Here is an 11,996-nt window from a genome sequence, read left to right as displayed (position 1 = left end):
TGTCCCCGGGCGGACCGGCCTCAGCCGAGGTGCAGCGTCGGGTCCCCCGCCAGGATCCGCCGGTGCAGCTCGGTCACCGCCCGGCCCGGGTCCAGCCCCTGGTCCTCGATCAGCAGGTCCCGCAGCTCGCCGTACGCGGCCAGCGCCTCGGCCTGCCGCCCGTCGCGCAGCAGCGCCAGCATCAGCTGCGCCCGCAGCCGCTCCCGGAGCGGGTGCTCCGCCACCAGCCCGCGCAGCCCGGGCAGCACCTCGGCGTGCCGGCCCAGCGCCAGCTCCGCGTCGACCAGGCCCTCGGCGGCCAGCACCCTGGCCTCCTCCAGCCGGCTCACGTACCCGAACACGCTCGGCCCGAGCGGCACGTCGACCAGCGCCGGACCGCGCCAGAGCTCCAGCGCACCGCGCAGCAGCCGGCCGGCCTGCCCGTGGTCGCCGGTACGGAGCGCCGCCCGGCCGGACTCCGCCAGCGTCTCGAACCGCACCGCGTCGATCGAACCGGCCTCGGTCAGCAGGGTGTACGCGCTGCCGGTGGTCCGCACCGCCCCCTTGCCGAGCAGGCCGCGCAGCCGCCAGACGTACCCCTGCAGGGTCTTCCGGGCGCTCTCGGGCTCGTCGGCCTGCCACAGCTCGGCGATGATCCGGTCCACCTGGACCGGCCGGTTGACGTTGATCGCCAGCAGCGCCAGCAGCGCCCGCTGCTTGGCCGCCGACAGCTCGATCTCCCGTTCGTCGCAGCGGAGTTGGAGCGGTCCGAGCAGACCGAACCGGGTGCCGCCGGACGGCTCGGCGCCGGTCGGCCCGGGCGGGGCGAGGAGCCGGGGCGAGGGCGGGGACATGACGGACATTCAGCGAACCTCCACCGGAAGGCAGCGATACCGGGCCGGGAGGTCTGGACTCCCTGGCACGCTCCGCCCAGCATGCCCGGCCACCGGGCCCGCCCGCGTCCGGTGTGTCACCTCGGCGCCTGGGCGCCTCAACGCCCGGACACTCCGGCCGGCCGACCGGCTCAGTCGGTGACCGGCTCCACCAGTCCGGCAGCGGTCAGCCCGGCGATCCCGAGCGCGAACCGGGCGTCGTCCGGACCGCCGCCGCCCCGCCGGGTGTAGGCCGCCTCGATCTCCTCGGGCGTACCGCCGTCGCACAGCGCGTAGATCAGCCAGGCGTGCTCGTTCAGCCAGTGGAACCGCGCCGCCTCCGGGGAGTAGGCCAGCAGTTGGTGCTGGTCCGGCAGCGGGCAGACGGTCACCGGCTCGGCCTTCCGGTAGCCGCGCGGGTCGAGCGCGGGTCGCTGCACCGCGCCGGGCGCGGCGGCGGCGGCCGGCTCGGGGACGGTCACCCGGACGGCCGGGGCGAGCGGCGCCACCGCGTCCAGCAGCCAGCGGACGAACCGCCGGCCGGCCGGGGTGAGCGCCTCGCCGTGCACCTCCAGGGCCTGCCGGCCGAGGTAGCCGGCCCGCTCGGCACTGGTGTCGTACCCGCCCTCCCGGTCGGCCCGGCTGCCCGGCGTGGGCGCCCCCACGCCCTCGGTGGCCGGCGGCGCGCCGAAGCGCTCCACCAGCTCGGCGGGGGCCTCGGCGGCGGCCGCGAAGAACAGCACCAGGTGGCTGTAGACGTGCAGGCCGGCCAGCACCCGGGTCAGCGTCCACGGGGCGGACCGCCAGGGGATCTCCACCAGGTGGCCGGGGTCGGCGACCATCGCGCCGGTCCGCAGCAGGTCGAACTGCTTGAGGTGCAGCCCCTCGTGCAGCAGGATCTCGGCGGTCATCCACGGGTCGTCGAGGTGCTCCGGCGCGACGAACAGCGCCGAGGGCAGCGGGTCGCCGCCCGAGAACGAGTGCAACTCGCCGTCGTCGGCAGCCCCTTGGGCCAGACCGACCAGCGAGACGTGCGGGAAGACCCCGGCCCCCGCGTACGGCAGCAGCTCGGCCAGCAGCTCCGCGCCCCGGGCCAGCCCGGCCAGCTGGGCCTGCCCCGGAGCGATCCGGCGGGCGCCGCGCAGGTCGGTGAAGCTGCCCTGCTTGAGCTCCTCCAGCCGTACCGCGAGCGGCAGTTCGGCCAGCTCGGGGCGGACCTCGGTCCACACCCAGCCGACCCCTCGGCCGGCCCACGGCCGGTGGCGCGGGTCCATCAGCCGCTCGGTCGGGCCGAGCCCGTCACCGGCGTCCAGGTCCGCCTGGGTCAGCTGCCGGGCGAACTCGCTCGGGCCCGGCCGGTGCCGCTCCAGCGCGACCAGGTCGTTCTCGAAGGCGTTCCGCAGCACCGGGTCGTAGAGGAACGGGCGGAGCCCCGCGTCCTCCTCCTTCGCCAGCCGCTCGAACCGTTCGGCCGCCTCGGGGAAGTCCCGGGCCAGCACCGTCAGACCCAGCCGGTAGCGGGCGATGTTCCGGGCCTCGATGGCCCCGGGATCCCCGAACTGCGGGTCGGTGCCGAGCAGTCGGTCGATCTGCGAGTAGGACGGCGACAAGGTTCACCCCAGGGCTGGGTCGGTGGATCGGGAGCGACGACGGGCCGTCCACCGGGCTCTCCGGTGAACGGCCCGCCGTCGGTTGCTACTTCATCGGTGCGATGAGCGACGGGAGCCACTCGCGCTCGTACGGCGCGTCGGTGGTGATGCTCGGCACCGACTCGGCGGTCACCCGGATGTTCGGCAGTTCCACGGTCTGGGACGGCATGGCGTCTCCTTCCACTCAGCTGACGGGGCACTACCGAATCTAGGCAACTCCGGTGTGGCGTCGGTGTGGTGGCGCTCTCGCCGGCCGGCCGGGGAGGGCTCCGCCGTCAGCTCTCCAGCGTCACGTCGAACAGGTCCAGCTGGAGCAGCGGGGTGACGGTGACGTTCCCGGTCCGGGTGGACCAGCCCGACTCCACCTTCTGGTACCAGAGCGGGATGGCGGGCATGTCCTGGATGATCATCTTCTCCGCCTGCCGGTAGAGCTCCCAGCCCTCCTGCTCCGAGGGCGCCGCGTCCGCCTCGGCCAGCAGCGCGTCCACCGCCGGGTTGGAGTAGCCGGACCCGTTCACCGCCGCACCGGTGCGGAAGATCGGGTTGAGGAAGTTCTCGATCGACGGGTAGTCGGCGACCCAGCCGGACCGGAAGACGGTGCTGACCTTCTGCTCGTTGATCAGCTTGCGGAACTCACCGAACGTCGGCACCGGTGCGTACCTGGCCTCGACGCCCAGCGCCGCCGTGATGGTGCGGCAGGCCGCGTCGATCCACACCTGGTTGGCCGAGTCGTCGTTGGAGGTCAGCTCGATCGGCCCCTCGAAACCGGTGGTCTCGAACAGCGCCTTCGCCTTCTCCGGCTGGTAGCTGCACAGGTCGCCACCGGCACCGCCGCCGTACCCGGGCACGATCGGCGGCACCAGGCCGTCCGGGAGCATCTTGTCGCCGTCGAAGGCGGTGTCGATCACGTACTGCCGGTCGATGGCCATCGAGAGCGCCTGCCGCAGCCGCGGGTCGGCGAACCGCGGGTCCCACATCGGGAACGAGATCGACTGCACGCCCATGTACGGCTTGGCCACGTAGCGCCCGGCCAGCTCCACCTTGTACCGGCCGCCGTCGAGCGCGTCCGCCGGGACGAAGTCGAGGTAGTCGAGCCTGTTCGCCACCACGTCCGCGTAGGCGTCCTCCAGCCGGCGGTAGAACCGGAACTCCACCCCGTCCACCCGAGGCTTGCGGTCCCCGGCGTAGGCGTCGTAGCGGCTCAGCAGGATGTGCTCGCCGGGCGCGTGCGACTCGAAGCGGAACGGGCCGTTGCCGATCGGGTGCGCCTCGAACGCCTTCGGGTCGGCGAAGAAGCTGCGCGGCAGCGGGAAGAACGCCGTGTAGCCGAGCTGGGTGACGAAGGCCGAGAACGGGGCCGACAGGGTCACCTCGAAGGTGCTGTCGCCGATCACCTTCAGCCCCGCCAGCTCCGTCGTCTCCCCGCTCTGGTTCGCCTCGTAGCCCTGGATGTGGGAGAGGTACTCGGCGCCCTGTAGCCGGTTCGGGCCGTAGGTGGTGTGGTTCCAGGCGTCGACGAAGCTGCCGGCGGTCACCGGGCTCCCGTCGTGGAAGGTCCACCCCGGGTGCAGGGTGATCCGGTAGACCCGGGAGTCGGCCGAGTCGATCGACCTCGCCACCGCCCTGCGGGGTTCGGCCGTGTTCGGGTCGTACTCGACCAGACCGGTGAACAGCGCGTTGACGACCTTCACGCTGTCGCGCTCGGTCGCGTCGCCGGGCACCAGCGGGTTCTCCGGTTCGGTGCCGTTCCAGCTGATGATGTTCATCGGTGTGAAATCCCCTCGGTTCTTGGCGCGCGCACGGTCGCCGAGCCTGCGCCGACCGAGTCCAGCAGAACGGCGCCCCGAGCCGCCAGCATCGGACTCCGACCCAGTCAGGTCGGCCGCACCGGGAGAACGCGAAAGGGCCGGCTCCGGGCGGGAGCCCGGGGCCGACCCTGACGGTCGATCAGTCGTTGGCGACCGTGGCGTACTTGGGCGTGCCCTCGGCCATCTGCCGCAGCGCGTCCTTGCGGTCCCGCTTGGAGAGCCGGTCGATGTACAGGTACCCGTACAGGTGGTCGGTCTCGTGCTGGAGGCAGCGCGCGAAGAAGCCGTTGCCCTCGACCCGGATCGGGTTGCCGTCCTTGTCCTGGCCGGTGACGATCGCGTAGTCCGGGCGGGCCAGCTCCATGTAGGCGGTGGGCACCGAGAGGCAGCCCTCCGGGGAGTCGTCCAGCTGCCGCTGCCCGGCCGGCAGGTCCACCAGCACCGGGTTGACCACGTGGCCGACGTGCCGGACACCGTCGTCGTCCGGGCAGTCGTAGACGAACACCTTGGCGTCCACGCCGATCTGGTTGGCCGCCAGACCGACGCCCTCGGCCGCGTACATCGAGACGAACATGTCGTCGATCAGCGCGGCCAGCTCGGCGTCGAACGCGGTGACCGTCCGGTTCTCCCGGTGCAGCACGGGGTTGCCGACCACGGTGATCGGGCGGGCGGTGCCCTTGTCGAGGTCGGGCAGCTCACCGACCACCTTCGGCTCCGCGGACTCCTCGTGCGCGTGGTCGTGCGGGTGGTCGTGGTCGTGCGCGTGGTCGTGCTGATCCGCCATCGTTGCTTCCGCTTTCTGGGTCTGCCGGAGATCTACCGGGTAAAGAGTACGGCGCCCGGTGGCGCACCGGCCCTTACTCAGCAGACCTCTTCGAGGTCCCGGTAGGCCCGGGTGGCGGGCGAGGCGGCCACCCAGCGGTCCAGCAGCGAGCCGACCAGCCGGGCCGGGGCGGCGATCCCGCACTCCCGCTCGGCCAGCCAGGACAGCCCGGAGCCCGCCTGGCTCAGGTGGCTGAGGTGGCCCGGGTGGGCGGCGTCACCGTCGTCGTGCGGGTCGTGGTGCACCGTCCGGCCGTCGTCCGCCGCCATCCGGCTCTCGGAGCAGGCCCGGCAGAGCAGCCGGACCGAGGAGGTCCAGTCCTCGGCCGCGTACCCCGCGTCGGCCACCAGCCGCTCCAGCGCGTCGCGGTCGGCGGCGGTGGCCGCCTGCAGCAGCACCACGTAGGTCGGCACCGGGGAGGGCGCCCAGAGCTCGATCTCGTCGAAGACCGGGTACGCCACCCCGTCCGCGACCCGCTCGCCGTGCGGGGCGCCGTCGTGCAGCACCACCTCGCCCCAGCGGCGGCCCGAGGAGGGCAGCGGGATGGACAGCACCTCGATCCGGGCCGGGTCCAGCCGCCGGCCCCAGACCACCTCGGCCTCGCCCTCCGGGGAGAGCCGCACCGGCGTGGTGCCCAGGTCGAGCTGGACGGTGCCGTCCTGGGCCCCACCGGGCAGCCGCAGGCCGTACGCCTGCCAGGCCCGCCGGGCCAGCGGCCAGTCCTGCAGGGCCGTCGCGGTGATGCCGAGGTTCCACCAGTCCGGCGCGCCCTGCTCGCGGTCCAGCAGCGCGACCGCCCGCAGACCGGCGGCTCTGGCCTGGTCCCAGTCCCGGCGGAACTTGTGCAGCAGGGCGAGGTTGAACCAGGAGTCGGACAGCCAGGGCTCCAGGTCGGCGGCCATCACCAGCAGCGGCCCGGCGTCCTCGTAGCGGCCGTCACCGATCAGGGTGAACGCCCGGTCGGTGGTCTGCCGCCAGGTCGCCGACGGGCGGTGTCGTGTGCGGTGGAAGATCCTCACGTTCCGTCCCTGCCGTAGTCGTCCGCCGGTGTGCCCTACCCGGTCCGCCGGGGGCCTCTTCCCCGGCTTTTCCACGCTATGACGGCATCCAACCACGCCGCCCGTCGGCCGCGCTCCTCGCACCCGGGACCGACCGGGTTCAGTCGGGCCGGCCGACGACCGTGGCGGATCGGGCCAGTGCGTCGACCACCCGGGCGTCGTAGAGCCGGCCGCGCTCGGCCCGGAGCAGTTCGAACACCTCCTGCCGCCCGGCCGGTTCGGTCAGGCCCCGGCGGCGGGCGGCGGCCGACAGGTCGTCAAAAGCGTTCGCCACCCGGATGATCCGGGCCGCCAGTGGCAGGGTCCGGTCGGCGCCGCCGTCCGGACCCTGGCAGGGATCGGCCAGTCTGGCCACCTGTCCGGCCACCTGCCGGGGCACCCCGGTCCGGCTGATCACCTCGCTGCCGAGCCGGGCGATCCGCTGCTGCTCCGGCTGGGGCAACAGGGCGGTGGCCCCGTCCGGCACCGGCTCCACCAGCGAGAGCTGGCCGATGTCGTGCATCAGCGCGGCGTACTCCAGCAGGGCGAGATCCCGGCTGCCGAGCCCCAGCTCGCGGCCGAGCGCGCAGGCGGTGTCGGCCACCCGGCGGGCGTGGCCCGGCGGGGTGTAGCCGGCCACCTCGGTGGCCCTGGCCAGCGTCTCGATGGTCTGCCCGGTGGTGGCCCGGACCGCCGCCGCCCGCCGGAACGCGGCCTGCGCCAGCAGCAGCGGGGCGCAGAACAGCGGTAGCGCCCACAGCCCCACCTCCCCCGCCAGCAGGCTGATCAGCATCCCGGTGGCGACGATCGCCGAGCCGATCCCGAGCAGCGAGCGCAGTTCGTCCTCCAGCGCGGCGGCGAACCGCAGGCCCGTCCTGGCCCGCCGCTGGACCGCCGCCAGGGTCGCGTCGCAGAGCGCCGCCAACGCCGCCACCCCGGTCAGGAAGGCCCCGTACATCGGCCCGGCCGGCGGCAGCAGGTCCAGCGCGCCGCTGTTGTAGAGCGGCTGGAACAGCAGCGCCGCGAAGCCCACCGTGAGCAGCCGCCGGACCGCTCCGTCCAGCCGCCCCGGCTCCGGCCCGCACCGCCGGTGCCGGTGCCTGCGCTGCCCGCGCAGCGGTGCCAGCCCGGCCAGCGTGCCGATCCCGGCCACCGCCACCACCTGCGCGACCCCGTGCGTGGTGGGCAGCCCGTGCAACGGGCCGAGCAGCGCGTACGCCAGCGCGACGGCGGTGCCGATCGGGGCCTGCTCGCGGTCGCCCGGGAGGGTGACCCGGACCCGCTCGCCGACCGCGATCACCGCCGCGAAGGCGGCCGCCACCAGCGGGGCGGAGATGCCGTGCGAGAGCGCGTCGGCGCAGGCCAGCAGCAGGAGCAGGGCTGCGGTGGCCCGGAGCGCCGTGGTCACGGCGCACCCGGCAGCAGGTCGCCGGCCGGTCGCCGGGCCGGTTCGGGCACCCCGAGCGGGATGTCCGGGACCTCGCCGGCCCAGCCGCCGGGCGGCGGCAGCGCGGGCTCCCAGCCGTGCAGCCGGACCGCCTCGACCAGCGCCCGGACCATCGCCGGGTCGAACTGGCTGCCCGCGCACCGCTGCAGCTCGGTCACCGCCTCGGCCACCGGTCGGCCCCGCCGGTAGGACCGGGTGGAGGTCATCGAGTCGAAGGCGTCCGCGACCGAGATGATCCGGGCGAACTCCGGGATCCGCTCCCCCGCCAGCCCCTTCGGGTAGCCGCGCCCGTCCAGCCGCTCGTGGTGGTGCAGGATGCCGTCCCTGGCCTCGCCGAGGAAGTCGATGCCACGGACCAGCTCGAACCCGAACACCGGGTGCACCTCGACCGCCCGCCGCTCGGCCTCGGTCAGCGGCCCGTTCCGCCGCAGCAGCTCAGTGGCCACCCCGAGTTTGCCCACGTCGTGCAGGGTGCCCGCGAAGTGCAGGGTGCGCAGCCGGTCCTCCGCCATGCCGAGCTGACGGGCGATCAGTACGGCGGCCCGGCCGACCCGCTCGCTGTGCCCCCGGGTGTACGCGTCCTTGATCTCCACCGCCTGGACCAGCGCCTGGACGGTGGCCTGATGGGCCGTCCGCTCCCGGTGCCCCTGCGCGGAGACCCAGGCCGAGATGGAGAACGGCAGCAGCGCCAGCACCGCGGCGAAGGCGCCGTACGGGCCCTGCCAGAGCACCGCGACCATCAGCCCGCCGGCCCCGTGCAGCAGGGCGGGCAGCACCGCACCGGCCAGCGGGACGCCCGGCCGGCCGGGGTCGGCCAGCCGCCGCATCGCGCCCACCAGGGCGGAGTTGACCAGGCAGAACGCCAGCACCGCCGCCAGCGCGGGCAGCACGGCGACCGGGAAGCGCGAGCCGAGCAGCAGCTCGGGCCCGGGCAGCAGCCGGAACAGCACGGCGGCGGCGAACGCGGACAGCGCGAGCTGGGCGGCGTTCCAAACCCGGCGGGCGGCCCGGTGCGCGACGGCCGGAGCGGTCAGCGCGGCGGGCAGCGCGACCAGTGCGGCGGCGGCGGGCGGCAGCATCAGCACCCCGGCGAACAGCACCGGCAGGAACGCGGGCCCGGCCCGCTCCGGGGCCGGTGGCGGCGCGGCCGGCCGCTGCCGACCGCCCAGCGCCGCCCGCAGCAGCCGCAGGCACGGGGTCGGACCGCCCTGGGCCAGCGCGCCCCAGCAGACGTTCAGCACGGCCAGCAGCCCGACCCGGGGCCAGTCCACCGGACCGGTCAGCCAGTCGGGGCCGGGCAGCACCAGCGGCAACAGGGCGCCGAGCGCGCCCAGCAGCACCACGGCGCCGTACCGCAGCGCCGCTCCCGGCAGCGCCGGGCCCTGGTCCTCGTCAGCGATCTCCGCCTCCCCGCCACGGCCGCAGTTCCCCTCGGGCACCCAAGGGCTGAGTGCTCGTCAGGAGAATAGGGCCCGGCCCGGCGAAGCGGACGCCCGATCACGGAATGCCCCGGTCGGCGCAGTGTCAACTCACCCGAACGAGTGAGGACCGGCGGACGACGAACCAGCCCGGAGGCCGGCCCCGCCGACCGCCGGAGGGACCTACTCGGCGGCCTCGGCCACCGTCAGCGACTCGCCGGCCCGCTGCCCCGCCCGGATCGAGTCGATCCGGGCCAGCACCTTGCCGCGCAGGTCGGCCGGGGAGTGCTCGCTGCTGCAGGAGCGCTTCACCAGCGCCTTGATCGCCTGCTCCAGGCCGTACTCCGCCAGGCACGGGGAGCACTCCTCGAAGTGCACCTTCAGCTTGGCGCAGTCACCCTCGGCCATCTCGTTGTCGAGCAGCTCGTAGAGGTGGTCGAGCACCTCTCCACAGTCGGTGTCGTGCGGATCGCCGCAGCTCATGAGCCCGAGCCCTTCGCTTCCTGCCCTGCCCCGCTGCCGGCCGGGACGAGCCCGCGCTCACGGGCGTAGTCCTCCAGCATGCCGCGCAGCTGACGGCGGCCACGGTGCAGTCGGGACATCACCGTGCCGATGGGAGTACCCATGATGTCCGCGATCTCCTTGTACGCAAAGCCCTCGACGTCCGCCAGATAGACCGCGATGCGGAACTCCTCCGGGATCGCCTGCAGGGCGTCCTTCACGTCGCTGTCCGGCAGGTGGTCGAGCGCCTGGGTCTCGGCCGACCGCAGGCCGGTCGACATGTGCGACTCGGCGCGGGCCAGCTGCCAGTCCTCGATCTCCTCGGCGGCGGTGCGCTGGGGCTCCCGCTGCTTCTTCCGGTACGAGTTGATGAAGGTGTTGGTCAGAATCCGGTACAGCCAGGCCTTGAGGTTGGTGCCCTCGCGGAACTGGTGGAACGAGGCGTACGCCTTGGCGAAGGCCTCCTGGAGCAGGTCCTCGGCATCGGCCGGATTGCGGGTCATCCGCAGTGCGGCCGAGTACATCTGGTCCAGGTAGCCCAGGGCGTCCCGCTCGAAGCGGTCGCGCCTGGCGTCCTCGGTCTCGTCGGCCGACACCCGGAAGGTGTCCTCACCGATCGCCTCGGCCAGCTCGTCGCCGGTCAGCATCTCGCTGCTGCCCGGCTCCGTCTCGACCGGCTCGGCCTCGTGCTCCGCTCCGACGACCGGACCCACCTCCTCGGCTTCACGAGCCGGCACCTGAGTGGGCCGACCCGACAGCGAGGATATCGGGCTGACGGGCTTCTCGCCCGCGACCAGCCACTCGGACCAGTCGGGCACCGCGGCGTTGGCCGCCGCCCGCTCGTCCGGCCGTTCGGGGCACGCGATCGAACCCATCTGCCCTGCCTTCCTACCGGTCACCTTGCTGACGTCAGGTGTAAACCTGGCCGGGCGGCGAGGCATTCCCGGGCGGGACCCTCCGGTGGGTGGAAGGTCCGGTCAGAGCCCGAGGACCCAGTCACCGACCGCCGTGGTGATCAGCTCCAGCGCCGCGTCCTGGTCCAGCGGGGCCCGCTTGGGCACCGCGAAGCCGTGGTTGCCGTACGGGACCGCCACCAGGCGGTGGCCGGCCGGGAGTTCGGGGAACTCCTCGGGGGTGCCGAACGTGTCCTGCCCGGCCTGCACCACCAGGGTCGGGCAACCGGTGCCGAGCAGTTCCTCCGCCCGGCTGCGCTCCGGCCGGCCCGGCGGGTGCAGCGGGAAGGCGAGCGCGAGCACGCCGACGGCGCCGACCTGCCCGGCCGTCCGGCAGGCCACCCGGGCCCCCGCACTGCGGCCGCCGGCCACCAACGGGAGCCCCGGACGGGCCAGTTCGGCCAGCACCGGCAGCCAGGCCGCGTCCAGCGTCTTCGGGGCCGGACCGATCTTCTTCCCGGCCACCCGCCAGGGCTGCTCGACCAGCGCCACGGTGATCCCGCGCGCGGGCAGCACGGCGGCCAGCGCCTGCAGGTCGCGGGCGTCGACCCCGCCGCCCGCGCCGTGACCGAGCGCCAGCAGGGCCCGGGCCGCTCCGTCGGCGGGAAAACGGGTGATCCGGGCGTCGCCGACCGGGGTGGGGACAAGCATGGCGCTCCGTCAGAAGAGGGTGCTGTCGTCCGGCTCGATCTCGCTGAGCGGGCGCAGCAGGGCAGGGCTGTTGTTGCGGATGTTGCCGACCGCCGGGCCGATCGGCCGGGCCAGCAGCGCACCGGGCGGCGGCGGGACCAGCAGGCCGCGCAGCTCGTCCGGGTCGGCCGCCGCCGGGTCGAGCCAGGCGTCGAAGGCCGACGGGTCGAGGAACAGCGGCATCCGGTGGTGGATCGGGGCCAGCGCGGGCTCGGCGTCGGTGGTGACCACCGTGCAGGTGACCAGCCACGCGTCGGGGTGCTCGGCCGGGAGGCGGCGGTCCCGCCAGAACTCGTACAGCCCGGCCAGGGCCAGGGCGGTGCCGTCGGCCCGGTGCACGAAGTACGGCTGCTTGCGCGGCTTGCCCTTCTCCCCGGGTATGGTCTCCCACTCGTAGTAGCCGTCCACCGGCAGCAGGCAGCGCCGGGACGCGAACGCCTGTCGGTAGGAGGGCTTCTCGTGCACGGTGTCCGCCCGGGCGTTGATCATCTTCACCGCGCTCTCCGGCGACTTCGACCAGGCCGGCACCAGCCCCCAGCGCAGCACCCGCAGCTGCCGGACCGGCGCCCCGCCGCCCTTCGGCACCCGGTCGAGCACCACGAAGGCCGGGTCGGTCGGCGCCACGTTCCAGCTCGGCGCCAGGGTCTCGGTCGGGTCCCACTGCTCGACCCCGAAGACCTCGACCAGGTCCTGGGGCGCGGTGGTGGAGGCGAAACGTCCGCACATGGTGATCAGCTTGCCACGGCCCTCCCGACCGGTCCGGAGAACCGGGCGGTTCCCTCCCGCCGTCCTGGCATGGGAGGGTGCTGGTTCGAACGC

Annotated in this window: 12 protein-coding genes; all 12 read right to left on the bottom strand. The window is 74.1% G+C overall.

Annotated elements, in window-relative coordinates:
- Positions 1-20: 20 nt before the first annotated feature.
- The gene (locus ACIRPK_RS08365) at positions 21-842 is read right to left on the bottom strand and encodes a BTAD domain-containing putative transcriptional regulator (protein WP_403034772.1); all 822 of its coding nucleotides are present in this window, start codon (positions 840-842) and stop codon (positions 21-23) included.
- A 161-nt stretch (positions 843-1,003) separates the two neighbouring features.
- Positions 1,004-2,461, bottom strand: a complete 1,458-nt coding sequence (locus ACIRPK_RS08360) for an aKG-HExxH-type peptide beta-hydroxylase (protein ID WP_403034770.1) — start codon at positions 2,459-2,461, stop codon at positions 1,004-1,006.
- 85 nt (positions 2,462-2,546) lie between these two features.
- Complete coding sequence (locus ACIRPK_RS08355; protein ID WP_403034768.1) at positions 2,547-2,669, bottom strand: hypothetical protein; 123 nt, start codon at positions 2,667-2,669, stop codon at positions 2,547-2,549.
- A 106-nt stretch (positions 2,670-2,775) separates the two neighbouring features.
- Positions 2,776-4,266 carry an ABC transporter substrate-binding protein gene (locus ACIRPK_RS08350; RefSeq protein ID WP_403034766.1) on the bottom strand — a complete coding sequence of 497 codons (1,491 nt, stop codon included), beginning with the start codon at positions 4,264-4,266 and terminating at the stop codon, positions 2,776-2,778.
- A 181-nt stretch (positions 4,267-4,447) separates the two neighbouring features.
- Positions 4,448-5,092: a peptide deformylase gene (def, locus tag ACIRPK_RS08345; protein ID WP_403034763.1), complete on the bottom strand. Its 645-nt coding sequence runs from the start codon at positions 5,090-5,092 to the stop codon at positions 4,448-4,450.
- Positions 5,093-5,169: 77 nt separating this feature from the next.
- Complete coding sequence (locus ACIRPK_RS08340; RefSeq protein ID WP_403034760.1) at positions 5,170-6,150, bottom strand: tetratricopeptide repeat protein; 981 nt, start codon at positions 6,148-6,150, stop codon at positions 5,170-5,172.
- A 139-nt stretch (positions 6,151-6,289) separates the two neighbouring features.
- Positions 6,290-7,576 carry an HD-GYP domain-containing protein gene (locus ACIRPK_RS08335; protein WP_403034757.1) on the bottom strand — a complete coding sequence of 429 codons (1,287 nt, stop codon included), beginning with the start codon at positions 7,574-7,576 and terminating at the stop codon, positions 6,290-6,292.
- A complete protein-coding gene (locus ACIRPK_RS08330; protein ID WP_403034755.1) occupies positions 7,573-9,054 on the bottom strand; it encodes an HD-GYP domain-containing protein in 1,482 nt (493 codons plus the stop codon). Before ACIRPK_RS08330 ends, ACIRPK_RS08335 begins: the two co-directional genes overlap by 4 nt.
- Before the next feature lie 162 nt (positions 9,055-9,216).
- A complete protein-coding gene (gene rsrA / locus ACIRPK_RS08325) occupies positions 9,217-9,516 on the bottom strand; it encodes a mycothiol system anti-sigma-R factor (protein ID WP_057227022.1) in 300 nt (99 codons plus the stop codon).
- On the bottom strand, positions 9,513-10,247 hold the full coding sequence (locus ACIRPK_RS08320) for a sigma-70 family RNA polymerase sigma factor (protein ID WP_403035139.1): 735 nt from the start codon (positions 10,245-10,247) through the stop codon (positions 9,513-9,515). The genes rsrA and ACIRPK_RS08320 overlap by 4 nt, the downstream gene beginning before the upstream one ends.
- A 264-nt stretch (positions 10,248-10,511) precedes the next feature.
- On the bottom strand, positions 10,512-11,138 hold the full coding sequence (locus ACIRPK_RS08315; protein WP_403034752.1) for an alpha/beta family hydrolase: 627 nt from the start codon (positions 11,136-11,138) through the stop codon (positions 10,512-10,514).
- 9 nt (positions 11,139-11,147) lie between these two features.
- Complete coding sequence (locus ACIRPK_RS08310) at positions 11,148-11,903, bottom strand: SOS response-associated peptidase (protein ID WP_403034750.1); 756 nt, start codon at positions 11,901-11,903, stop codon at positions 11,148-11,150.
- Positions 11,904-11,996: the final 93 nt, after the last annotated feature.

The organism is Kitasatospora sp. NPDC101801, from assembly GCF_044766665.1.
Lineage (GTDB): Bacteria > Actinomycetota > Actinomycetes > Streptomycetales > Streptomycetaceae > Kitasatospora.
This window is presented reverse-complemented; position numbering and strand designations above follow the sequence as displayed.